The sequence below is a fragment of the Baekduia sp. Peel2402 genome (assembly GCF_052567285.1).
In genome coordinates, this window is record NZ_CP199582.1 from 5172186 (window position 1) to 5194053 (window position 21868).

21 protein-coding genes are annotated in these 21868 nt (G+C 72.0%); 11 read left to right on the top strand and 10 right to left on the bottom strand.

The genetic code is table 11. The features are described 5' to 3' along the window. Positions 1 to 15 precede the first annotated feature (15 nt). A complete protein-coding gene (locus ACT01A_RS25210) occupies positions 16 to 804 on the top strand; it encodes an SGNH/GDSL hydrolase family protein (protein ID WP_445149869.1) in 789 nt (262 codons plus the stop codon). Here the strand turns inward: ACT01A_RS25210 and ACT01A_RS25215 are convergent. Together ACT01A_RS25215 and ACT01A_RS25220 are read right to left on the bottom strand one after the other, a co-directional pair. Next, positions 794 to 1981, bottom strand: a complete 1188-nt coding sequence (locus tag ACT01A_RS25215; protein WP_445149870.1) for a PucR family transcriptional regulator — start codon at positions 1979 to 1981, stop codon at positions 794 to 796. The genes ACT01A_RS25210 and ACT01A_RS25215 overlap by 11 nt on opposite strands. A 198-nt stretch (positions 1982 to 2179) precedes the next feature. Continuing rightward, positions 2180 to 2431: a winged helix-turn-helix domain-containing protein gene (locus tag ACT01A_RS25220; RefSeq protein WP_445149871.1), complete on the bottom strand. Its 252-nt coding sequence runs from the start codon at positions 2429 to 2431 to the stop codon at positions 2180 to 2182. A 62-nt stretch (positions 2432 to 2493) separates the two neighbouring features. On the opposite strand from ACT01A_RS25220, the gene ACT01A_RS25225 reads away from it, so the two are divergent. Further along, positions 2494 to 2709: a helix-turn-helix domain-containing protein gene (locus tag ACT01A_RS25225; RefSeq protein ID WP_445149872.1), complete on the top strand. Its 216-nt coding sequence runs from the start codon at positions 2494 to 2496 to the stop codon at positions 2707 to 2709. A 457-nt stretch (positions 2710 to 3166) separates the two neighbouring features. Here ACT01A_RS25225 and ACT01A_RS25230 read toward each other — a convergent pair whose 3' ends face one another. The 3 genes from ACT01A_RS25230 to ACT01A_RS25240 form a co-directional block, all read right to left on the bottom strand. After that, on the bottom strand, positions 3167 to 4504 hold the full coding sequence (locus ACT01A_RS25230; RefSeq protein WP_445149873.1) for an HDOD domain-containing protein: 1338 nt from the start codon (positions 4502 to 4504) through the stop codon (positions 3167 to 3169). A gap of 77 nt (positions 4505 to 4581) precedes the next feature. Beyond that, a complete protein-coding gene (locus ACT01A_RS25235) occupies positions 4582 to 4911 on the bottom strand; it encodes a hypothetical protein (RefSeq protein WP_445149874.1) in 330 nt (109 codons plus the stop codon). 34 nt (positions 4912 to 4945) lie between these two features. Continuing rightward, the gene (locus ACT01A_RS25240; protein WP_445149875.1) at positions 4946 to 6178 is read right to left on the bottom strand and encodes an FAD-dependent oxidoreductase; all 1233 of its coding nucleotides are present in this window, start codon (positions 6176 to 6178) and stop codon (positions 4946 to 4948) included. A 58-nt stretch (positions 6179 to 6236) separates the two neighbouring features. Between ACT01A_RS25240 and ACT01A_RS25245 the strand changes: the two genes are divergently transcribed. Together ACT01A_RS25245 and ACT01A_RS25250 are read left to right on the top strand one after the other, a co-directional pair. Continuing rightward, positions 6237 to 7199: a quinone oxidoreductase family protein gene (locus ACT01A_RS25245; RefSeq protein WP_445149876.1), complete on the top strand. Its 963-nt coding sequence runs from the start codon at positions 6237 to 6239 to the stop codon at positions 7197 to 7199. A 19-nt stretch (positions 7200 to 7218) separates the two neighbouring features. Beyond that, positions 7219 to 8091, top strand: coding sequence for an exodeoxyribonuclease III (locus ACT01A_RS25250; protein ID WP_445149877.1), 873 nt, complete (start codon positions 7219 to 7221; stop codon positions 8089 to 8091). On the opposite strand, the gene ACT01A_RS25255 is transcribed toward ACT01A_RS25250, so the two are convergent. Further along, complete coding sequence (locus ACT01A_RS25255; protein WP_445149878.1) at positions 8088 to 9182, bottom strand: DNA polymerase domain-containing protein; 1095 nt, start codon at positions 9180 to 9182, stop codon at positions 8088 to 8090. The genes ACT01A_RS25250 and ACT01A_RS25255 overlap by 4 nt on opposite strands. A 166-nt stretch (positions 9183 to 9348) precedes the next feature. Here ACT01A_RS25255 and ACT01A_RS25260 point away from each other — a divergent pair, with 166 nt between their 5' ends. Both ACT01A_RS25260 and ACT01A_RS25265 read left to right on the top strand, forming a co-directional pair. Continuing rightward, positions 9349 to 11550 (top strand): choice-of-anchor J domain-containing protein, encoded by a 2202-nt coding sequence (locus ACT01A_RS25260; protein WP_445149879.1) that lies wholly within the window; start codon positions 9349 to 9351, stop codon positions 11548 to 11550. Positions 11551 to 11578: 28 nt separating this feature from the next. Then, a complete protein-coding gene (locus ACT01A_RS25265; RefSeq protein ID WP_445149880.1) occupies positions 11579 to 12475 on the top strand; it encodes a PrsW family glutamic-type intramembrane protease in 897 nt (298 codons plus the stop codon). Here the strand turns inward: ACT01A_RS25265 and ACT01A_RS25270 are convergent. Continuing rightward, positions 12472 to 12954, bottom strand: coding sequence for an SRPBCC family protein (locus ACT01A_RS25270; RefSeq protein ID WP_445149881.1), 483 nt, complete (start codon positions 12952 to 12954; stop codon positions 12472 to 12474). The genes ACT01A_RS25265 and ACT01A_RS25270 overlap by 4 nt on opposite strands. Before the next feature lie 55 nt (positions 12955 to 13009). On the opposite strand from ACT01A_RS25270, the gene ACT01A_RS25275 reads away from it, so the two are divergent. After that, positions 13010 to 13798 carry a metalloregulator ArsR/SmtB family transcription factor gene (locus tag ACT01A_RS25275; RefSeq protein ID WP_445149882.1) on the top strand — a complete coding sequence of 263 codons (789 nt, stop codon included), beginning with the start codon at positions 13010 to 13012 and terminating at the stop codon, positions 13796 to 13798. On the opposite strand, the gene ACT01A_RS25280 is transcribed toward ACT01A_RS25275, so the two are convergent. Continuing rightward, a complete protein-coding gene (locus ACT01A_RS25280) occupies positions 13795 to 14751 on the bottom strand; it encodes an AraC family transcriptional regulator (protein WP_445149883.1) in 957 nt (318 codons plus the stop codon). The two genes, ACT01A_RS25275 and ACT01A_RS25280, sit on opposite strands and share 4 nt — an antisense overlap. A gap of 78 nt (positions 14752 to 14829) precedes the next feature. Here ACT01A_RS25280 and ACT01A_RS25285 point away from each other — a divergent pair, with 78 nt between their 5' ends. From ACT01A_RS25285 to ACT01A_RS25295, 3 genes are read left to right on the top strand one after another with little or no spacing between them, the layout of a single operon-like run. After that, positions 14830 to 15501 carry an SDR family oxidoreductase gene (locus ACT01A_RS25285; protein WP_445149884.1) on the top strand — a complete coding sequence of 224 codons (672 nt, stop codon included), beginning with the start codon at positions 14830 to 14832 and terminating at the stop codon, positions 15499 to 15501. Between the two features lie 22 nt (positions 15502 to 15523). Then, positions 15524 to 17929, top strand: a complete 2406-nt coding sequence (locus ACT01A_RS25290; RefSeq protein WP_445149885.1) for a hypothetical protein — start codon at positions 15524 to 15526, stop codon at positions 17927 to 17929. Next, the gene (locus tag ACT01A_RS25295) at positions 17917 to 18357 is read left to right on the top strand and encodes a hypothetical protein (protein WP_445149886.1); all 441 of its coding nucleotides are present in this window, start codon (positions 17917 to 17919) and stop codon (positions 18355 to 18357) included. Before ACT01A_RS25290 ends, ACT01A_RS25295 begins: the two co-directional genes overlap by 13 nt. Here ACT01A_RS25295 and ACT01A_RS25300 read toward each other — a convergent pair. Then, positions 18354 to 18929 carry a helix-turn-helix domain-containing protein gene (locus ACT01A_RS25300; protein WP_445149887.1) on the bottom strand — a complete coding sequence of 192 codons (576 nt, stop codon included), beginning with the start codon at positions 18927 to 18929 and terminating at the stop codon, positions 18354 to 18356. The genes ACT01A_RS25295 and ACT01A_RS25300 overlap by 4 nt on opposite strands. An 18-nt stretch (positions 18930 to 18947) precedes the next feature. Next, positions 18948 to 20111, bottom strand: a complete 1164-nt coding sequence (locus ACT01A_RS25305) for an NAD(P)/FAD-dependent oxidoreductase (RefSeq protein ID WP_445149888.1) — start codon at positions 20109 to 20111, stop codon at positions 18948 to 18950. Positions 20112 to 20204: 93 nt separating this feature from the next. On the opposite strand from ACT01A_RS25305, the gene ACT01A_RS25310 reads away from it, so the two are divergent. Next, the gene (locus ACT01A_RS25310; RefSeq protein WP_445149889.1) at positions 20205 to 21839 is read left to right on the top strand and encodes an ABC transporter substrate-binding protein; all 1635 of its coding nucleotides are present in this window, start codon (positions 20205 to 20207) and stop codon (positions 21837 to 21839) included. Positions 21840 to 21868 lie beyond the last annotated feature (29 nt).

Sequence of the window (21868 nt, forward strand, 5' to 3'; positions counted from 1 at the left end):
CAGGAGGAGAGTTTCATGTTGCAGCACTCGCTGCGGCGGCTCGTTGGAGCCGTCATGCTGGTCTGCGCGCTGGGCGGCTTGGTCACCGCCAACGCGTTCGCAGACAACTACGTCGCCCTCGGCGACTCCTACTCGTCGGGCACCGGCACGCGCGACTACTCGCTGAACTCCGGCTGCCAACGCGGCCCGTACGCCTACCCGGCGCTGATCAAGGCCGACCGGCCGAACACGACGCTGACGTTCGTGGCGTGCAGCGGCGCGAAGACGACCGACGTCCTCAACAACCAGGTCCAGTCGCTGAGCACGTCCACCAACATCGTGACGATCACGATCGGCGGCAACGACGCCGGGTTCTCGTCGGTCATCACGCAGTGCGCTTACCCGCTGGTGTCGTGCAACTCCAACATCACGACCGCGAACAACTACATCAACAACACGCTGCCGGGTCAGCTCAACAGCGTGTACTCGCAGATCAAGACGCGGGCGCCGAACGCGCGTGTGGTCGTCCTCGGCTACCCGCGCCTGTTCATGGGCGTGGACTGCAACGCGGGCACGTTCTTCTCGACCGACGAGATGACCAAGCTCAACGCGACCGCGGACCTGCTCAAGAACGTGACGGCGGCGCGCGCCGCGGCCTACGGGTTCACGTTCAAGGACGCGATCCCGTCGTTCATCGGGCACGCCGTGTGCTCGTCGACGGAGTGGCTGAACGGGCTGTCGAACCCGGTCGGCGACTCGTACCACCCCAACCGCACGGGCCACAAGTCCGGCTACGAGGCGCTGGTGCGCCAGGTCATCGGCTAAGCACCGCGGCGGGCCGCGCGGCCCGCGCGCGCAGGACGACCTCGAGCTCGAAGCGCGCCTCGGGGTCGTCCAGCGCCGGGCCGATCAGGTCCCGCAGGCGCGCGAGGCGGTAGCGGACGGTCTGCGGATGGACGTGCAGGTCGGCGGCCATCCGCGGCCCGTTACCGCGGTGGCGCAGGTAGGCGAGCAGCGTCCGCTCCAGGCGGGTGCGGGCGGCGGGGGTGAGGGCTTGGAGCGGCGCGAGGCGCAGCGCGGCGAGGTCGTCGACGAGCGACGGGTCCTCGGCGAGCAGGAGCTCTAGGAGGTGATCCTCGGCGTGGTGCAATCCGCCCTCGCCTGCGACGAGACGGTGCAGCGCGCGGGCGCGTGCCCAGGAGCGGGCGGCGTGCTCGACGCCGACCGATGGGCCGACCGCGGCGGTGACGCCATCCAGCGCGGCGCGGAGCTGGTCGCGGCGGGCGGGGCCGTCGGGGTCGGGGACGATCAGACAGGCGGCGCCGTCGGCAGTGCCGGCCAGGACGTCCGCGGCTAGGCGCCGGGTGGTGCGCAGGGCTTCTGGGTCGCCGAGCGCAACGGCGGCGACCCGGCGCGGCAGCGGCCAGCCGGCCTCGCGCGCGGCGCGCTCCAGGGTGGCGCGGTCGGGCGACGGATCGGTCACCAACAGCGCGAGCAGACGGGCGCGCCGGCGCTCGGCCTCGCCGGCGGCCGCGGCCTGGGCGGCGACAAAGCCCTCGACGGAGGCGGCCGCGATCTCGTCCAGGTATGCGAACAGCGCGTCGGCCAGGACGCCGACGGTGGTGGCTTCCGCGCCGGATTGCGTCGCGATCGCCGCGATCCGACGCCAGACCACGCGCGCGCCGAGGTGGTAGCCGGACTGGAGGTCGTCGAGCGAGTGGTTAGAGCGAAACCAGCGCTCGCCGACGGCGACGTAGAGCGCGCGGTCGGGCGTCGGCGGTCGGTGCTCGATGACCGCGGCGAAGTCGTGCAGGGCGTCGGCGACGGCGCGGACCACATCGCGGCCGAACGGGCCGTCGAGTGTCCGGTAGACCGGGATCGCCGGGCCGAGGACCTCGACGAGCTCGTCGGCGATGGCCGGGATCGCGGCGCTCACCAGCGCGCCGAGGTCGTCCGGCAGCGCGTGCCAGGGGCGCGGGGTGGACCGGACGTCGGACGCCATGGCCCACTCTCGCGTAGCGGCGCTCTGGAAGGCAAGCGGGCGCGTTCGAAGCGCTCTTTGCGAACCTATGTTCGATATGGCATGGACACGAACACCTGTTCGTGTCACTCTCCATCGGGTGAGCGTCATCGACATCGAGCGGGCATGCGGTCGCCCGCCGGGACGGGCCGGCGGGGTCCGCGGTACAGGGCGCCGGCCTCAGTCGGTCGGACCGGTCGCGATGATGGCTTCGAGGACCTCGTTGAGCGGCCGCCAATCCGCGCGCGCGACGAACGTGTCGTCGCCATCGCGGGCTAGTAGGCCGGCCTCTTCGAGCACCGCGAGATGCCATCGCGCCTCAGCCTCTGAGAGGCCGAGGTCGTCGCACGTCTGCGGCGCGGCAGAGCACGCCAGCAGGATCGGCAGCCGCACGGGATGCATCGCCGCGCGGTACGCAACTTCGTCGATCACCGACCGAGCCTACGTCATATCTGACGTGGTGCGATCGGATAACCGTCAACAGGGTCGCGACGGTGCTTGATCCGCTCAGAACCTTGACCACTAATCTGCGTAGCAGACGCGCTGAGCTGGGCCTGTCGCAGGAAGCAGTGGCGGGCGAGGCGTCGATGGACCAGAGTCAGTACAGCCGCATCGAACGCGGCGAAGTCGACCCCTCGATCCGCACCCTCACGCGCGTCTCGCGTGCGCTCCAGACCACGCCGTCTGAGCTGCTGCGAGGGATCGTGTGACCGCTCGCGACCACCACGGGCCGCCTGCGCGTCGAGGCCCGCCGCGCACGGCTGCACACTGCTTCTGAGCGTTGCACCGGCTGGTGCTCTCCATCCGCGCGGTGGCCCGACCGCCGCGACGATCTCGCGCAACCGCGATCGCTCCGCGGAGTGCGACGGCGCGCCGTCCTCGACCAGCTTGGCGCGCGGCCGCTCGCGCCTGCGCGCGGCGGTGCTCAGAGGTGCTGCGGAGCGTCGTGAGGACGTCCGAGCCGTCTCGGTCAATCGACCGACGGCATGTTCGTGTCGCATGGCAACACAAACATGCCGTCGGTCGGCTGGTGGAGCGGCCCTCCCCTCGCCGCGCGGTCATGTCCACCATCATGGCGCGCCCGCCCGCATCCGGGATCAGCCGCGAAGCGGGTCAGGGATGCCCCGCGGCGCGCGGAGGCCGGCGGGTCGGCGGTCTTGGGCCGAACTACGCCGCGCGCTGAACGCCGCGGCCCGCGCCCTTGGCGGTGTACAACGCCTCGTCGGCGAGGCGCAGGAGCTCGCTGAGATCAGCGCCGGCCTCCAGGGCGGTGGCGGAGCCGATCGACACGCTCACCTGTAGCGCCGGGTCGGCGAAGGCGCCGTTGACGGCGGCCAGGATGCGCTCGGCGGCGGTGGCCGCCGGGTCCGGCTCGGTCGTGATCAGCGCGAACTCGTCGCCGCCCAACCGGCCCGCCAACCCGTTGGCCGACAGGATCCGGCCGATCTCCGACAACACGAAGTCGCCGGTGTGGTGGCCGTGGAAGTCGTTGATGCGCTTGAAGTGGTCGACGTCGCAGATGAGCACCGACGCGCCGCGCGCGGCGAGCTGCTCGCGGGCGGCCAAAGACCAGTACCTGCGGTTCAGGAGATCGGTCAGCTCGTCGGTACGGGCCTCGCGCTCCAAGCGCGACACCTGCTCGGCCAAGGACGACGGCGCCGCCGCCTCCGCGACCGCGCTGGGCAGCGCGGTGGTCGCGACCTGCTCGATGTCGGCCATCGTCAGCCCGAGGTCGTCGAGGCCCTGGCGCAGAAGCTCGTGGTCGGCCGGATGGCCGCCGATCAGCGCGACCATCGCGTTGGCGACCTGGACGCATCGCGTGACCGCTGAGTGGTCCTCTCCGGCGCCGTGGTGGCCGGCGATCGCGTCGACGATGTCGGGCGGGAGGCCGGCGGACGCCGCGAAGCGGGCGCCGGCCATCGCGTGGTCGACGCCGAAAGCATCGCGCTCGGCCAGCGGGCGCAGCGGGCCGGCGGGGGCGGACGCGGCGGTCGCGTCGACCTCCGCAGCTCCGAACGCTCCCGGAAGCACCAGCTTGCCGAGGTCGTGCAGCAGCCCGGCGAGATGCGCGGCGCCGGCGTCGGCCTTGGCGCGGCGCGCCAGCTCCGCGGCGCACGCGCCGACCTGGACGGCGTGGACGTGCAGCTGCCCGCGCGCGACACCGCCGCTGCCGGGCGCTTGCTCGAAGAACGTGCAGACCTGGGCCTCCAGCGCGATCCGGCCGACCGAGCGCCGGCCGATCAGCATCACGGCCTGGTGGATCGACGACGCGCGCACCGGGTGCGCGTTGGCCGCGGAGTTCGCGAACACCAGCAGGTTCGCGGCCAGCGACGCGTCGGACTGAAGCGCCTCGACGAGCTCGTGGGTGGATGCCTCCGGGTCGTCGGAGAGCTCGCGCACGCGCAGCAGACTGCGATCGAGGACCGGCAGGTCACCAAGGTCGGCGATGGCCTGATCGATCTTCGGCAGGGCGACTGCGCCGATGGTCGTCGACGGACTGCTCACGACCCGGTCCTCGGCAGGAGTGTCAGATGCTTGACACCCAGCGGCCGGATTGCACGGGTTTCCGGGCGCGCAGCCGCTCAGGGGTGCGTGCCGAGGGCGTCGCGCAGCGCGATCAGCCGCTCCTTGGGCATCGCCAGCGCGATCCCGGGCTCGTGCGCGGCGGTGAAGGCGTAGACGGTCGCCGTGCCGTCGTCGCCGAGGAACCCGCCGAGCGTGTGGACGCCGTGGGTCCGCGTCGCGCGGCCGTCGTCGAGCAGGATCGTCAGCGTCTCGTGGACCCAGCGCAGTCGCGCGCGCTCGAACTGCACCGCGGCGGTGCCGTCGTAGAAGACGACCGCGCGCTCGTCGACGTGGACGAACGGCTCAGCCACCGAGGCGGTGAACGTGGCCGACAAAGGTGCGTTCATGGCGCAACACTCCTGCGACGGCCGGACGGATCGCTCAGGCCGGCGCGCCCTCCGGCTTGCGCAGGCCGCCGCCGCCGAAGCGGCCGTGGTCGGCGGCGAGCTCCATGATCGGGTAGGTCGCGGTGCGCATGTCCTCCTCGTAGGCGGCCAAAGCCTCCAACAACGGGCGCTCGCCCGCGTCGGCGGCGACGAGCGCCGAGCGCAGGACGGCCGCGTTGCGCATCGCCATATTGGCGCCCTTGCCGAGCGTTGGGAGCATCGCGCAGATGGCGTCGCCGACGAGCGTCACGCGCGAGGTCGGCCACGCCGGCGTCGGGTCCAGCCTGCGGAACGGGTGGGCGAAGATCGAGTCCAGCTCGACGCGCTCGACCAGCCCGCGGATCGCCGGGTGCCAGTCGGCGACCACCGCCTTCATGCCCTCGTGCAGCGCGCGCGGCGTGTCGGCGGTCCACTCGCGCGGGTCCGGGACGGTCGTCCCGGGCTGGATGCCGCCCAAGAGCATCATGTAGGGCTCGATCGGGTCGACCCGGACGCCCGGCGCCGCCTCGCGAGCGGCCGCGTCCGGCGCCTGGCGCGGCACGTAGCCGCCCATCGCCAGCAGGCCGCCGCGGTCGTCGCGCGCGATCGTGAAGCCGGACGCCACCGTCTCCGGCAACGACGACAAGATCGCGTCGTCGACCGGTGAGCGCGCGAAGAGGTCAAGGCCGCCGACGGGCGCCGGGATGATCGCGACGTCCGGCAGCAGCGCGCGGCGCACCGCCGAGCCGACGCCGTCGGCGCCGACCAGGACGTCGCCTTCGAGCACCTCGCCCGAGCCCGCGAGCGTCACGCGCACGCCGTCGTCGTCAGCCTCGAACCGCTCGACGGCCGCGGCGTGGCGCAGCACGCCGTCGCCGAGCCCGGCCTCCAGGATCTGCCGGAACACGCGCCGGTCGATCGCGGTGTGCGGCCGCTCGCCGCCGTTGGGCGGCCCGAGGTGCGGCGCGGTCGTCAGCTCGCGGCCTTGGACATCGATCACGATCGCGATGTCGTGGCGCGCCGGGGTGCGGTGGGACGCCCGCAGGTACAGCTCGTACAGCTCGCCCGGCAGGCACGCCTCCAGCGCGTTGCCGCCGTCGGCGTCGAGCGTCAGCCGGTAGCCGGAACGCCGCCGCTGCGCGGGCTCGCGCTCGAGCACCACGCAGTCGAGGCCGGACCGCTTGAGACCCTGGGCGAGCAGCAAGCCGCTGATCCCGCCGCCGGCGATGAGGACGCGCATTGAGGACATGTGGTCAATTGCATACAGTTCGCGAAACTGTGTCAAGTCATAGCGGTAGGGTGGGCTGATGCGCGCCGCCGTCCTCCAGAAGCTGGGCCACCCGCCGACCGTCGCGGAGTTCGGCGACCCGGAGGACGCCGCGGAAGCGCGCGCGGGCGAGGCGGTCGTCCTCGAGGTCCTGGCCGCCGGCCTGAACCCGATTGACCTGCGTGTTGCGTCCGGCGCGCTGGCCGACCGCAGCCCGGCCGTGCCGAGCGTCGTCGGCTCCGAGGGCGTCGGTCGCACCCAGGATGGGCGCCGCGTCTACTTCCGCAGGACCGTCGCGCCCTTCGGCTCGATCGCCGAGCGCACGCTCGTGCCCCCAGACGCGCTGATCGACGTGCCCGACGGGATCGACGACGCGGTGGCGGTCGCGTGCGGGATCGCGGGCAGCGCCGGCTGGGGCGCGCTCACGCGCGTGGCCAAGCTGCAGCGCGGCGAGAAGGTGCTGGTCCTCGGCGCCTCGGGCGTCGTGGGCAGCATCGCGGTACAGGTCGCCAAGCTGCTCGGCGCCGGCAGCGTCACCGCCGCGGCGCGCTCGGCAGAGGGCCTGGAGCGCGCCAAGGAGCGCGGCGCCAACAAGACCGTGCAGATCGCCGACGAGCTCACCGTCGAAGGGCTGACCAAGGCGTTTCTCGACGCCGGCGGTCCCTACGACCTGGTCATCGACCCGCTCTGGGGCGCGCCCGCCTCCGCCGCGCTCGAAGCGCTCGCCACCCGCGGCCGCCTCGTCCAGCTCGGTCAGTCCGCGGACTCCGAGGCGACGTTCTCGCCGGTCAAGCTCCGCTTCAGCGAGCTGTCGATCCTCGGGTACACCAACTTCCTCAGCACGCCCGAGGAGGAGCGCGCCGCGCTTGACGCGCTCTGGGGCTACGCCGTCAAGAAGAAGCTGACGATTGACATCGAGAGCGTCGCGCTCGACGACGCCGCCGACGCCTGGAAGCGCCAGGCCGGCTCGCCGCGCCGCAAGCTCGTGATCGTGCCGAACTAGCGGGTAGCGTTGGGCGGCGATGCGCATCGCCACCTGGAACGTCAACTCGCTCAAGCAGCGGATGCCGCGGATGCTGCCGTGGCTGGACAAGCGCAAGCCCGACGTGGTCTGCCTACAGGAGACGAAGCTGACCGACGACGCGTTCGCCGCGCTCGTGGGGGAGGAGTTCTCCTCGCGCGGCTACGAGGTCGCCGCGCACGGCGAGACGTCGTGGAACGGCGTGGCGATCTTGTCGAAGGTCGGCCTGGAGGACGTCGTGCGCGGGATCCCGGACGGCCCGGGCTTCCCGGAGCCAGAGGCGCGCGCGGTGACGGCCACGTGCGGTGGCCTGCGGATCACGTCGGTCTACGTGCCCAACGGCCGCTCGGTCGACAGCGACCACTACAACTACAAGTTGAAGTGGCTGGAGGCGTTGAAGGCGATGGTCGCGCCGGACGCCGAGCGCGCGATCATCGCCGGGGACGTCAACATCGCGCCCACCGACGAGGACGTCTTCGACCCGGAGGCCTACGAAGGCCACACGCACGTCACGCCGCGTGAGCGCGAGGCGCTCGAGTCGATCAAGGCCTTGGGGTTGCACGACGTCGTCCGCGACCGCTGGCCGACCGAGCGCGTCTTCTCCTACTGGGACTACCGCGCGGGCATGTTCCACCAGGACCTAGGCATGCGCATTGACTTGATCCTCGCGGGCGGGCCAGTCGCCGAGCGCGCACAGGCCGCCTGGATCGACCGCCAGGCGCGCAAGGGCAAGGGCCCGAGCGACCACGCGCCCGTGATCGTCGACCTCGACGAGGCGCCCGACGGCGACATCGGCCCGGTCGTGCCGCCGCCGTCCGCGCCGGCCGCGCGCCGCGGCACCAAGAAGCTGCCGCAGGGCCCCGCGGCGAGCTAGTCGGCGTCAGGCTCGGAGTCCGAGGCCTCCGCGTCCTTCTTGCGGTCCGTGTCTCGCGACGGCTGGACCCGCTTGGGCTCGCCCGGCATCTTGGGGTAGTCGGGCGGATAGGGCATGTCCCCGGCCTCGTCCTTCTCATACATGTCCAACAACGGCGTCAGGTCGTGGGCGACGTCGTCGATCGCAGCATGCAGGTCCCCGACCTCCGCGAAGCGCGCGGGCATCGTGGACACCGTGAAGTCCTCGGGCGCGATCGCGCGCAGCTCGTCCCACTGCACTGGCGCGCTCACCGGCGCGCCCGGCTTGGGCCGGATCGAGTAGGCCGAGGCGATCGTGCGGTCGCGCGCGTTCTGGTTGTAGTCCACGAAGATCTTCTCGCCCCGCTCCTCCTTCCACCACTTGGTCGTGACCTCGCCCGGCAGCCGCCGCTCCAGCTCGCGGCCGAAGGCGATCGCGGCATGGCGGACGTCGGTGAACGACCAGCGCGGCTCGATCCGCACGTAGATGTGGACGCCGCGGCCGCCGGACGTCTTCGGGAAGCCCACGTAGCCGAGGTCCGAAAGCAGCTCCCGCGCCGTCGCCGCCACGCGCACCGCGTCGGCGAAGTCGGTCCCCGGCTGGGGGTCGAGGTCGATCCGCAGCTCGTCGGGATGGTCGACGTCGGCGCGCCGAACCGGCCACGGGTGGAACGTGATCGTGCCCATCTGGCCGCACCAGCCGACGACCGCGATCTCGGTGGGGCAGACCTCGTCGGCGAAGCGCCCCGACGGGAACGCGATCCGCGCGGTCTCGAGGTACTCGGGTGCGCCGCGCGGCACGCGCTTTTGAAAGAACGCGTCCCCGCCGCCGCCGCGCTCGCGCGTCGAGACCACGATCCCCTCGTGCACGCCCTTCGGCCAGCGCTCCAGCGTCGTCGGCCGCTCGCGCAGCGCCCGCATGATCCCGTCGCCGACCGCCAGGTAGTACTGCACGACGTCCAGCTTGGTGACCTCCGGCGTGCGCTCGGTGGCGGGGAAGATCACCCGCGAGGGGTTGGAGACGCGCAGCTCCCGGCCACCCGCGTCGATCGTCGTGGCCTCGGAGCTCGCCATGGGGAGAGGTTCTACCCCGAGGGTGGTTCTCCCGCTAACGGCCCAGCGCGCCATCCGACGGCGCGCGAACGCGCGGTAGCCCTCACTGGGTTCGTTTCGCCCGCCCTGGGTATGCGTGCGGCTTCGCGCAGGCGCGGGAGCCTGCCTGACCTATGGGGAGCATCAGATGAGCAGATGGAAGATCGTGGCCGGAGTCCTGGCCACGGCCTGCCTCGGCGCCGTGCCTGGCGCCGCGTCCGGAGCGGTCACGACGAAGGCAGCGGGCTCCGCCGCAGCCGGCGTCCGCGAGCTGCCGCCCGGCAAGACCTACTCGACGTCCAAGCTTGGGCTGGCAGCCGGCCAAGCCCAGCTGAAGGCCGCGCCGTCGGCCGCCGCAGCCGCCACGCCGGCGGTCGGCACCGTCCGCCAGTGGATCGCTCTGGACGACGCCAACGGCACCCTTTACCGCAAGGACTACACCTTGCGCGGCGTCGGCGACCACATCGAGGTGTGGGTCGCCAACGACCTCGCGTTCCCGGAGGGCGACTGCCGCGCCCAGATCCCGGACTCCACGACGATCACCGACGCGCAGGTCCAGCGCCTGATCACGGAGTTCGACGGCAACATGTACCCGAAGGAGACCGAGGCCTTCTCCACGCCTCCGGACCGCGACGGCACCAACGCGCAGATCGGGGCCGACGCGAACGGCCAGGGCGGCGACTACACCGGCGACGGCGACAACACCGTCGCGCTGATCGACAACGTCCGGGACGACAACTACTACACCTTCCCGGCCGCGCCGACCTACATCGCGGGCTTCTTCTCGTCGCAGTTCAACGAGCTCGTCGACCGCAACGTGATGACGATCGACGCGTTCGACTGGGCGCACCGCACGACGGACAACCCGCCCGACGAGCCGACCGACGACCTCTGCACGAGCCGCCCGGCGCGCCCGAACCTCTACGAGGGCACGTTTGCGCACGAGTGGCAGCACCTGTTGCAGTACTACACCGACGGCTTCGAGACGACCTGGCTCAACGAGGGCCTGTCGGACTTCGCCCAGACGCTGACCGGCTACGTCGACGCGTCGGCGACGATCGACCAGAAGGGCGCCGACAGCCACATCTACTGCTACCAGGGCTACGGCATCACGCAGTCGCCGTTCAACCCCAACCCGCGCGACTGCGGCGGGCCGGAGAACTCGCTCAACCTATGGGGCGAGGACCAAGGCAATGCCAATGCGGTGCTCGCCGACTACGGCAACGCCTACAGCTTCATGCTGTTCCTCTATGACCGCTACGGCACGGACGTGATCTCGCGCCTGCATCGCGACGGCGAGCTCCAGGGCCTGCCGAGCGTCGAGGCGGCGGTGAAGGCCGAGGGCGCGAAGGACCTGTACTCGGTCATCCACGACTACCAGTCGATGACGTTGTTGGACAAGCTGGTTGGCGACGCCAAGCACTCGGTCGTGATCGGGACGACGAAGAGCCGGATCACGTCTAAGTCGCTGCGCTCGTCGGTCAACCTCGCCAACCCGGACGCCTACGACGATCCGGGCGCGGCGCCCAACGGGGCGGACTTTGTCGCGCTCCGCGGTGCCAACGGCAAGGCCCTGCGCGGGCGTGACGTCAAGTCCTTGTCCTTCAAGGGCGCGACGACGCTGCCGCCGCTGCCGCTGGCGTGGACGGTCGTCACCGACGACCCGGACCGGCCCGGCAACCCGGTGCTGTGGTCGGGCAATGAGAACAACACCGACGCGTCGGCGGTCTTCAAGGCCAGCGTGCCCGCGGCCGACCCGACGCTGAAGTTCCTCGCCAAGTACGGCGCGGAGGCCGGCTTTGACTACGGCTACGTGCAGGTCTCGACCGACGGCGGCGCGACCTACACGACGATCCCCGGCAACCACACCGGCGAGGCGCCGCTCGGACCGGGCCTGAACGGCACGACGACCGGCTTCGAGGACGAGTCCTATGACTTGTCTGCCTACGCCGGCCAGGACGTGCTGATCGCGATCCGGTACGTGAGCGACGGCGGCGTCAACGAAGGCGGGCTGAAGGTGGACGACATCTCGGTCGGCGGGACGGCGATCAGCGACGGGTCGTCGCTGGATCCGTTCGACTCGCCCAGCGAGGTCCACCCGACGACGGTCCACAACTGGAACGTCAAGCTCGTCGGCATCCGGCCCGGCAAGGTCCCGGTCGTGGCCCAGGCGACGTTCGACGGCAAGGCCTCGTTCAAGGTCAGCCGCGGCCAGGCCGCGCTGATGACGCCGTTCGACCAGGTCGTGGCGATCGTCGCCTACGACGACCCCACCGAGCAGGTCCAGCAGTACGCGCCGTACACGCTGACGGTCAACGGGACCGTTCAGCCCGGCGGCGGCGGGAGTTAGACAGCCCGACGTGAGGTAGGACGCGCTCATGGCCATGAGCGCGTCCGCGGCACAGCACCGTTCGCTGCACACGTGGCGAACGGTGCTGCTCGCCGGGCTGGGGTTGTGGGCGGTCTCGACGGCGACGCTGGTCGCGACCGACGACCTGATCCTGCTGCCGGCGGTCGTGATGCTCGGCAGCTTCCTGGTGCCGGTGGCGTGCGTCTTCTGGCTGCTGGAGCACGGGCACCACACGACGCTGTCGCCTGCGCGGCTGATCAGCGGGTTCTGCGCCGCTGGCGTGCTGGGGTTGATGGCCGCGGCGGCGCTGGAGACGTGGCTGCTGCCCGAGCGGCTGGTGCCGAACCTGTGGGTCGGGCTGATCGAGGAGGCCGTGAAGCTGGCGGGGCTGGTCGCGGTGGCGTGGACGTTGCCGTCCTACCGCGTGCGCGACGGGCTGATCCTCGGCGCGACCGTCGGCCTCGGCTTCGCGTCGTTTGAGTCCGCCGGCTACACGCTGGACGCCGGGTTCCGCAGCGGCGACGGCTTCTCGGCCAGCGACCTGGTCTCCGAGGAGCTGCTGCGCGCCGCGATCGCGCCGCTCGGCCACGGCGTCTGGACCGGGCTGCTCGGCGCGGCGCTGTTCGGCTACAGCCGCGGCCGGCCGCGCCCGCGGATCAACCTGGTGGTGATCGCGACCTACTTGGTGGCCTCGGTCCTGCACGCACTCTGGGACGCGTCGTCCAATGCGGCGGTTGTCGTCTGCGTCCTAGTCACGGGCGACGAGGTCCTGAAGGAGTCGCTGCGCGCGGGGACGCTCCCAGAGCCTTCGGCGGTCAGCCAGCAGGCGCTCCTCGGCGCGATCCAGTGGGTGTTCATGGGAGCGATCGCGATCGTGGGGCTGTGGCTGTTCCGCCGCGCGTGGCGGCTGGCGCCGCCGGACTAGGATCCGCCCGCCTCCCCGAGCAGCGCCCCGAGGTGGTCGAGCTCCATCGCGCGCCCGGCGAGGAGGCGCTCGGTCCAGACGTCGTCGTGCAGTGGCTCGACGGTCATGGTGACCGTGGTGGTGCCGTCCTCCTCCTCGACGAGATCGACGGTGGTGAGGTGCTCGTAAGGCTCGTGGTCGGGGACGAAGTCGACCAGCGAGGTGTAGGCCAACCGCGTGGGCTCGTCCAGCTCGGTGAACGTCTTGCGGGACTCGGTGCTCAGCGGCATCCCGTTGTTGGTCATGAACTCGACCTGCTCGGGTCCGGTGGCGGTCATGGCGTAGATGAGGTCGCCGCCAGGACGCAGGTCGAGCGTCCGGACCTCGGTGGTGAAGCCGTCGGGCGCCCACCAGGCTTCGATGCCGGCGCGGGTCGTCCACAGCTCCCAGATCCGGGCGGCGGTGGCGGGGTAGGTGCGGGTGAGGGTGGTCGTCGTCATGCAAGCCACAATATTCTTTGCAAGGAATATTTGTCAAGAGGCATATTCTTGAGACATGGCCGATGCCGCCGCCACCGATCCGACGCCGACGCTCGTCGCGCTCGCGGAGTCCAATCGCGTGCGGATCGTCGCGCTGCTGAACGAGGCGCCACGCGCGGTCGGTGAGATCGCGGAGCGTTTGGAGCTGCGCCAGCCGCAGGCGACCAAGCACCTGCAGGCGTTGCAGCGCGCGGGGCTCGTGACGTCGCACCCGCTCGGGACGCGGCGGATCTACGCGCTGGAGCGCGGGCCGCTGCGCGAGCTGCGCGGGTGGCTGGAGCCGTTTGAGTCCGTGACTGACGACGAGGACGTGCTGGCGCGCTACGCGCAAGCGATCGCCGGTGAGACCGGCGCGGCGCGCACGCTGAGCTTCGAACGCGCGCTGCCCGTGCGGCCCGAGGCGGTCTGGGCGGCGTGGACGACCGAGGCCGGCGTGCGCGAGTGGTGGGCGCCGCGGCACTTCGCGGTCGCCGACGGCACGGTCGTGCAGGCCCGCGCGGGCGGCGCGCTGCGGATCGTCATGGCCGAGGGCGACGGGACGCGCCACGTCGCCGAGGGACGCTTCACGTCCGTGCGTCGGCCGCGCGCGCTGGCCTTCGAGCTGGCACCGCTGGACGGCAACGGTCGCCCGCTGTTCAGCGCGGTCCACGACGTCCGGATCGTACCGCGCGGCAGCGACGGCGCCACGCTGAAGATGGAGGTCCGCGTCGGCAACGTCCGGCCTGAAGCCGCGCCCGTGCTCGCAGGGATGGAGCCGGGCTGGTCGCAGACGCTGGACCGCCTGGTGGAGACGTTGACCGCCTAAGCCGCAGCGGTGGCGGCCGCCCGCGCCTGCGTCCGGTAGCGCCCCGGCGGCACCGCGCGGGCGCGGCGAAACGCGCGGCTGAAGGCGTAGACCGAGGTGTAGCCGACGGCCTGAGCGATCTGCTCGAGCGAGTCGTCGGTGTCGCGCAGGCGGCGGGCCGCGAGGTCCATGCGGCGGCGCGTGAGGTAGCCGGCGGGCGTCTCGCCCACGACCGCCGGGAAGCGGCGGGCGAGCGTCGCGCGGGAGACGGCGGTCGCGCGGGCCAGCTCGGAGGTGGTCCAGGGATGGCCGGGCGCGGCGTGGATCTCCGCCATCGCCGCGGTGACGACCGGGTCGCGCAGCGCGCGCAGAGGGGAAGGCGCGCCGGACAGCGCCTCGTCGGACGCCAGCCACGCGCGCAGCAGCTGGACGAGCAGGACGTCGACCAGGCGACCGAGGACGAGCGCGCTGGCGGGCAGCGGCGCGGCGAGCTCATCAGCCAGCAGCGCGACGGTCCCGGTCAGCGCGGCGCTGCCGCAGGTCTCGGCGCGCAGGTGGATCACCTCTGGAAGGAGCGCGAGGACCGGCGCGGACGCCGACGGGTCGTGCGCGTAGTGCGCGCAGAGGATCCGCGTGCGCGGCGCCGCGTGCGCGTCGCGGCCGATCCGGACGGTGCCGTCGTCATCCAAGCTGTAGGTGTCGAAGCGCTGCGGCGACGTGCGCGCCACCGCCGCCGGATCGCTGCCGAGCGCGTGTTCGGCGCCGCCGGGCAGCAGCAGGACGTCGCCGGGCGCCAGCTCGATCGGCGCCTCGCCCGGTCGCGCCAGCCACGCCGTCCCCTCGGTCACCGCGTGGAACGCGGCGCCGGGCGTCGCGGCCGACCACCAGCCCCAGTCCGAGCCGGCGGCGATCCGCGCGCCGAGGACGCCGCGGACCGCGGCGAGGTCAAGCAGGCCGGTGAGCGCATCATCCATCGTCGATGAGACGATAGGGCATCGATCAGCGTCAAATACGCATTGAGACGCGCATTCAGCGCCCGTAGCGTCAACGCCATGAACATCGAAGGAAGCATCGCGCTGGTCACCGGCGCCAACCGCGGCCTCGGCCGCCACTTCGCCGTCCAGCTGCTGGAGCGCGGCGCCGCCAAGGTGTACGCCACGGCCCGCGACCCGCAAACGATCGACGTACCCGGCGTCACGTCGCTGGCGCTCGACATCACCGACCCGGACGCCGTCGCCGCCGCGGTCGCCGCCGCACCCGACGTCACGTTGCTCATCAACAACGCCGGCGTCACCACCGGCGCCGACCTCGTCACCGGCGACCTTGACGCGATCCGCCGCGAGATCGACACCAACTTCTACGGCCCGCTGGCGACGATCCGCGCCTTCGCGCCGGTCCTCGCGGCCAACGGCGGCGGCGCGATCCTCAACGTCAACTCGCGCATGTCCTGGGTCTCCTACCCGGGCGCCAACGCCTACGGCGCCGCGAAGGCCGCCGCCTGGAGCCTGACCAACGGCGCTCGCATGGAGCTGGCCGATCAGGGCACCCAGGTCACCGGCCTCTACCTCAGCGCAACCGACACGGACATGATGGCCGGCTGGGACATCCCCAAGAACGATCCGGCCGACGTCGTGCGTCAGGCGCTTGACGGAATCGAGGCCGGCGCGGACGAGGTTCTCGCCGACCAGGACACGATCGAGGCCAAGGCCGCGTTGGCGGGCTGACCGGGCGTCCTACATTGAGTGGGTGAGCTTCGGCCCGATCCACGGACGCGACCGAGAGCTCCTCGCGCTAGACGCCGTGGTCGCCGAGCTGAGCGATCGGCCCGGTCTCGTCCTGGCCGGGGAGCCCGGCATCGGGATCTCCGCGCTATTGGACGCCGCTGGCCGCCGGGCGGCCGACCGCGGTGTCCGCGTAGTGACCGCCCGCGGAGGGTCCGTGACGCTGGACGAGGTGCACGGCCTCCTCGCCGCCGGCAACGACCGGCGTCAGCCGCCGACGCTGCTGCTGCTCGACGACGGCGACCACGTCGACGACCGTGGCTGGGACGCCCTCGTCCACGCGGCTCCCCGCTTCGTCGGGATGCCGTTCGCGGTGGTCGTCGCGCTTGGCGACGGCTCGCCGCGCGCGCGTGGGGAGGACCTGCCGGTCCTGAGGGTCGGCCCGCTGACCGAGCCTGCGGCGCGCGCCGTGCTGGCCGAGGTCGACACCGGCCTGCCGACGTTCATCACCGAGCGGATCGTCGAGGCCGCCGCAGGCAACCCGATGGCCTTGGTCGAGTTGGCTCGCGCAACCCCGGCCGCGTGGCGCCGCCAATGCGTTCGGCCGCCGATCGCGCTGCCGTTGTCACCGCGGTTGATCCGCGGGCTGGCCGCCGAGGTCGAACGGCTGCCGCTCGCCACGCGCGAGGTCCTGCTCGCCGCCGCGGCCAACGACTCCACCTCGTTGAACGAGGCGGTCCGCGCCGCCGCCGCGCGGCTGAAGGCCGGGATCGAGGAGACGCTCGCCGCCGGCCACGCCGCGTTCACGCACCGGATCGTCGAAGGCGACGGCGGCACGATCCGCTTCCGCAGCGAGGCCGCCCGGTCGGCGATCTACCAGGCCGCGTCGCTGCCGCGGCGCCACGGGATGCACGTCGCGCTCTCCCGGCTGCTGGCCAAGGAGCCCTACCGCGCCGCGTGGCATCGCGCGGCCGCGTCGCTGATGCCCGACGAGGCGCTGGCCGAACAGCTCTCCGACGCCGCCAACGCCGTCCGCGAGCGCGGCCGGATCCGCGACGCGCTGGCGACGATGGACCGCGCGGCGCAGGTCAGCCAGGACCCGTTCGCGCGCGTGCCACGGCTCCTGGAAGCGGCCGAGTTGGCCTATGAGATCGGCCGTGCTGACATCGTCGCCACGTTCCTGGGCCAGGCCGAGAACGCGGCGCAGACCTCCGAGCACCGCCACTGGATCGCCATGTTGCAGGGGTTGTACGACCTCTGGCGCCCGGACGACGGCGGGCAGGCCCACGAGCTGGTCGCCGCTGCGCAGGAGGCCTACGCCGACGGTGACGCGATGTGGACGCGGACGCTCCTGACGCAGCTCGTCGAGAAGGCGAAGGCGACCCGCGCCGACCGCGCGCCCAAGGCCGAGCTGCTGGCGCTGGCCGATCGGATCGGCGAGATCGAGGACGCGCCCGCGCTGACCGGACCGCTGTCGGTCGTCTGCCCCGCCGAGCGCGGCGCCGAGGTGCTCGAGTACCTGCGCGCCGCTCCGGAGGACGCCGACGGCGATCCGCTGCTGGCGCGCGTCCACGGCGATGCGGCGATGACGCTGGGCGACGCCGACCTCGCGCTCCCTTTTCTGTCGGCGTCGATCGACCAGCTCCGCGAGGAGGGCCGGCTCGGGCTGCTGCCGTTCGCGCTGCTGGACCGCGCCCGCTGCCACCTGGCCACCGCGGGGTGCGACGCGGTCGTCGCCGATCTCGACGAGGGGCTCAAGCTCGCCGACGAGACCGCGCAGCCGTTCCTGGTTGGGTGCTTCCGGGCCTTGGAGGCGCGGATCGCTGGCGCCGAGGGCGACATCGCGCGCGCCGAGGTGCTCGCCGACGCGGCCGAGCGCGCCGCCGACGGCCGCGGGGCGTTGTTGGTGGACGTGCACCTCGCGCGCGGGCGCTCCCGGCTGGCGGCCGAGGACGCCGACGGCGCGTTTACCGCGCTGACCGCGTTGTGGGACGCAGACCTGCCGCTGATGGCGGTCAGCCGCCGCTGGGCGGCGATCGGCGACCTGGCCGAGGCCGCCGCGGCGATCGGGCGCGCCGAGGAGGTCCGGCCGCTGGTCGAGGCGCTGACATTGACGGCTGCCGCGGTGCCGTCGCCCCTGCTGCGCGTGACGCTGCCCTACGCACGGGCGTTGCTGGACCTCGGCGACAACGTCGAAGGCGACCTGCGGACGGCCCGCGCCGCCGCAACGGCCCGCGGACCGTTCTCTGCCGGGCGCGTGCACCTGGCCTACGGCGTCTGGCTGCGGCGCCACCAGCGCGGGGAAGAGGCGCGGCTGGAGCTGGAGGCGGCCGTCGCGAGCTTCGACGCCGCGGGCGCGACCGGCTGGAGCACACGCGCCCACGACGCGCTGCGGACCGTGGTCGACGGGAGCCAGCGATGGGCGGGATGACCGGCGTCTGGGCGATCGAGGAGCTGCGCGCCGCCGTCCCCGAGATCGAGGCCCGCTACCCGATCGCCGCGGTGATGGAGGGCGTGGACGCGCCGGCGTTCTTGATGGAGTTGAAGCGCGCCGACGTCGCGCCGCAGCCGGCCGACGTCCACCGCCGCCTGCTCGCCGCCGTCCCGGAGCTGGGCAAGACGTACGGGCTGGACCACGTGTACGCCGAGTTGGGGTCCTTGGTCGCCGAGCGCCGTGACGACGGCGACCGCGCGTTGGTCGCGCGGGCGCTGGCGCACGTCGAGCGCCTCCACGTCGACGCGCCGCCGGAGCTGGCGGCGCAGGCCCGCGCGGCGGTGCTCGGCGACGGCAGCGGCTGGACCGCGGAGTGGCTCGAGCTGGCCGGGCCGCGGACGCTCGCCGCCCACCAGGCCGCCTAGAGCGGCGGCGGCGAGTCGACGCAGATCAGCCGCAGCGGCGCGTCGGCGCTCGCGTTGCGGAAGAGGTGCGGGCGGTCGGCGCGGTAGTAGGCCGAGTCGCCGGCGTTGAGCGTCTGGGGCTCGGAGGTGTCAACCTCGAGCAGGAGCGTTCCGTCGAGGACGTGGACGAACTCCTCGCCGTCGTGGTGGCCGCGCTCGGCCATCGACGATCCGGGCTCCAGCTCCAGCAGCATCGGCAACATGGTGCGGTTGGTCCCCGACGCGAGCAAGTACATCGTGGTGCCCTCCTCGGGGGAGCGCAGCTGGCGCGTCTCGCCCGCGCGGACGATGTCGGGATCGGCGTTCTCGGCGGACGGCAGGAGGTCGACGACGGAGATCCCGTAGTAGTCCACCAACCTGGTCAAGCGCCCGATCGTGATGTCGCTGCGGCCGTTCTCGACCAACGACAGGAACGAGGCGGAGATCCCGGTCTCCTTGGCCACCTCGCCCAGGGACAGGCGGCGAGAGCCCCTGAGCGCGCGGAGCTGCGCTCCGAGGAACTCCTGTTGGCTGGGCGGCTCAGCGGTCGACATCGTGCGGGGCAACCTTACTCAGACGACCTGCAGCTCGGGCGTGAGCGTCCCGCCGCCGAAACGCGAGGGCGACAGCGCGGCCATCGACTCCTCCATGGCGCCGGTCGCGACGCTCTCGGCGATCACGCGGCCGATCGTCGGGGCCATCATCAACCCGCGGCCGTTGAGCCCCGCGGCGACGAACAGCCCGTCGTGGCCTTCGATCGGGCCGAGCACCGGCTGGCGGTCGGGCGTCACGTCGTAGAAGCCCTCGACCAGCACGGGGAAGGACACGTACTCGAGGATCGGCAGCGTCTTGCTGATCGCGCGGCGCACGTTGCGGTGCCAGTCCTCCTTGCCCTCGCCCTCGCGGCTGCCGCCGCCCAGGTCGCTGGCCAGCACGCTGCCGTCGGCCAGCTGCTTGGCGGCGAAGTGCAGCTCGGGCACGATCACCAGCGGCTCCAGCAGCCGCTCGCGGATCGGGTCGGAGTAGAACAAGTACTTGGGCTCGCGCTCGATCGGCAGGTCGACGCCGAGAGGGGAGAGCAGCTCGGGCGTGTCCCAGGCGGCGGCCACGACGACCGCGCCCGCATGGGCGACCTCGCCGCCGCGCAGCTCCAGGCGCCAACCCTCGCCGTCGCGCACGACCTTTTCCACGCGCCGGTCCACGAACGTGGCGCCGCCGCGCGTCGCGGCGTCGGCGAACGCGCCGACCACGGCGAGCGGCCGGTCGAAGTAGCCGTCCTGGTCGCACCAGACGCCGCCGACCATCGCGCTCGTGTCGAGTCCTTCGACCAGCGCGCCCGCCTCGGCCGGGGTGACCTCGCGCGACGGCACGCCGAGCCGGTGCTGCAGCTCCAGGCGCTGGCGCTGCGCGGCCAGCTCGTCGTCGCCCAGCGCCACGAACAGGTAGCCGCACGCCCTAAGCTGAGGGTCGACCGCCGGGGCGAGCCGCTCGCCGATCTCGTTGTAGAAGGCGTAGGCCTCACGGGCCATGCGGCAAGCGACCTCGGTGCCCCACTGCTGACGCACGCCTCCCGGCTGGACCGCGGTGGCGCCGGACCCGATCCCGGTGCCGTCGAAGGCCGCGACCGAGAGCCCGCGCTGGGTGAGGTGCCAGGCCGCTGACAGCCCGGTGATCCCTGCTCCGACGATCGCGACGTCGACGCTCCCGACCCCAACCTCATTCAAAGAACTGGACATTGTGGCCAGCATATTGAATATGATGCGCACCGGCCGCCAGGGCCACCTGAACATTTGACGGCGCGGTGGGCGCCCGGAGGAGCAAGAGGGCACATGCAGATCAGCAGGCTGGGAAGGACCATCACACTCGTTGCGGCGGTCGGCGCGCTCGGTGTCGCCGGGTGCGGCGGGAGCTCCTCGACGAGCCCCTCGTCCGACACCGGCAACGGTGGCGGCAGCACGCAGGCTGACGGCGGCGGCACGCCGACCGGCACGCTCGTCATCGACAACTCGTTCGTCGACAAGGGCATCGATCCGGGGCACGAGTTCACGCCGACCAACAACATGCTGGTCAAGGCGATGTACGACACGCTCGTCACCTTCGAGCCCGGCAAGACCGAGCCGGTCCCGTCGCTCGCGAAGTCTTGGAAGGGCAGCGCCGACACCAAGACCTTCACCTTCACGCTCGACACGGCCGCGAAGTTCTCCGACGGCACGCCGGTCACCTCGGCCGACGTCGTCTTCTCGCTCAACCGCATGGTCAACATGCAGGGCAGCGGCGCGTTCCTGCTTGATGGCGTCACCGTCACCGCGCCCGACGACAAGACGGTCGTCGTGGAGTCCAAGAAGGCCAACCCGGCGCTCCTTCGCATCCTGGCCACCCCGCCGACCTCGATCCTGAACTCGAAGGTCCTCAAGGCGCACGGCGGCACGGATGCGAAGGACGCCAACAAGACCGACAAGGCGGAGGCCTACCTCCAGACGGCCAGCGCCGGCTCGGGTCCCTACGTCCTGGGCACCGCGCAGCAGAACCAGCAGTACACGCTGAACGCCAACGGCAAGTACTGGGGCGAGGCCAAGGGCTTCCCGAAGGTCGTGGTCCGCAACATGGCCGCCCCGACGCAGCTGCTCAACGTCCAGCGCGGCCAGAACGAGATCGCCCTCGACCTGTCGGCCCAGCAGGCCGGCACGCTGAAGTCCAACGGGGCGCTGCAGGTCACCACCGACGCCTCCGTCAACATCTTCGACGTGGAGGCCAACATGGACAGCAAGGTGTCGCCGACCGGCGACGCCAACGTCCGCAAGGCGATCCGCCTCGCGCTCGACTACGAGGGCTACACGCGCCTGTCGGGCGAGGGCGCCTCCCAGGCGGCTGGCCTGATCCCGTCGCAGTTCCTCGGCGCGCTGGAGTCCTCTGACGCGGTCAAGCAGGACCTCGACGCCGCCAAGGCGGCGCTGGCCGGCAAGACCGGGATCAAGCTGAAGCTCAGCTACCCCAGCGACGCGACGCCCAACGGCGTGTCGTTCTCGTCGGTCGCTCAGAAGGTCAAGTCCGACCTGGACAAGATCGGCATCGACGTCTCGCTCGACGGCCGACCGGCGGTCACGTTCCTGAAGAACTACGCGGCGGGCAAGAACCAGCTGTCGGTCTCCTACTGGGGCCCGGACTACCCGGATCCCAACGACTACCTGGTCTACGCGCCGGGCGCGTCGGGCCGCGCGGCCAACGCCAAGTGGACGAAGGACATGGCTCCGGAGATCGCCGCCTTGGGCGAGAAGGCCGGCTCCACCCTGGAGGACTCCGAGCGCGGCTCGCTCTTCCAGGACTTCCAGCGCAAGCTGAACGAGGACAGCCCGTACTTCCCGCTGTTCCAGCCCGCGCAGGCGATCACCGGTTCCAAGAACCTGTCCAACGTCGTGCTCGACCCGACGTACACCCTCAACATCCCGGCCGTTGGCAGCAACTGAGACAACGGCTGGCGTTCCAGCACCGGTAC

Bases quoted from the DNA above. Each gene is read 5' to 3' on its own strand.
- ACT01A_RS25265 (WP_445149880.1), top strand. From the start codon at position 11,579: ATGGCCATGAGCGCGTCCGCGGCACAGCACCGTTCGCTGCACACGTGG.
- ACT01A_RS25275 (WP_445149882.1), top strand. From the start codon at position 13,010: ATGGCCGATGCCGCCGCCACCGATCCGACGCCGACGCTCGTCGCGCTC.
- ACT01A_RS25215 (WP_445149870.1), bottom strand. From the start codon at position 1,981: ATGGCGTCCGACGTCCGGTCCACCCCGCGCCCCTGGCACGCGCTGCCG.
- ACT01A_RS25240 (WP_445149875.1), bottom strand. From the start codon at position 6,178: ATGTCCTCAATGCGCGTCCTCATCGCCGGCGGCGGGATCAGCGGCTTG.
- ACT01A_RS25260 (WP_445149879.1), top strand. From the start codon at position 9,349: ATGAGCAGATGGAAGATCGTGGCCGGAGTCCTGGCCACGGCCTGCCTC.
- ACT01A_RS25250 (WP_445149877.1), top strand. From the start codon at position 7,219: ATGCGCATCGCCACCTGGAACGTCAACTCGCTCAAGCAGCGGATGCCG.
- ACT01A_RS25300 (WP_445149887.1), bottom strand. From the start codon at position 18,929: ATGTCGACCGCTGAGCCGCCCAGCCAACAGGAGTTCCTCGGAGCGCAG.
- ACT01A_RS25310 (WP_445149889.1), top strand. From the start codon at position 20,205: ATGCAGATCAGCAGGCTGGGAAGGACCATCACACTCGTTGCGGCGGTC.
- ACT01A_RS25285 (WP_445149884.1), top strand. From the start codon at position 14,830: ATGAACATCGAAGGAAGCATCGCGCTGGTCACCGGCGCCAACCGCGGC.
- ACT01A_RS25235 (WP_445149874.1), bottom strand. From the start codon at position 4,911: ATGAACGCACCTTTGTCGGCCACGTTCACCGCCTCGGTGGCTGAGCCG.
- ACT01A_RS25305 (WP_445149888.1), bottom strand. From the start codon at position 20,111: ATGTCCAGTTCTTTGAATGAGGTTGGGGTCGGGAGCGTCGACGTCGCG.
- ACT01A_RS25245 (WP_445149876.1), top strand. From the start codon at position 6,237: ATGCGCGCCGCCGTCCTCCAGAAGCTGGGCCACCCGCCGACCGTCGCG.
- ACT01A_RS25295 (WP_445149886.1), top strand. From the start codon at position 17,917: ATGGGCGGGATGACCGGCGTCTGGGCGATCGAGGAGCTGCGCGCCGCC.
- ACT01A_RS25270 (WP_445149881.1), bottom strand. From the start codon at position 12,954: ATGACGACGACCACCCTCACCCGCACCTACCCCGCCACCGCCGCCCGG.
- ACT01A_RS25210 (WP_445149869.1), top strand. From the start codon at position 16: ATGTTGCAGCACTCGCTGCGGCGGCTCGTTGGAGCCGTCATGCTGGTC.
- ACT01A_RS25255 (WP_445149878.1), bottom strand. From the start codon at position 9,182: ATGGCGAGCTCCGAGGCCACGACGATCGACGCGGGTGGCCGGGAGCTG.
- ACT01A_RS25280 (WP_445149883.1), bottom strand. From the start codon at position 14,751: ATGGATGATGCGCTCACCGGCCTGCTTGACCTCGCCGCGGTCCGCGGC.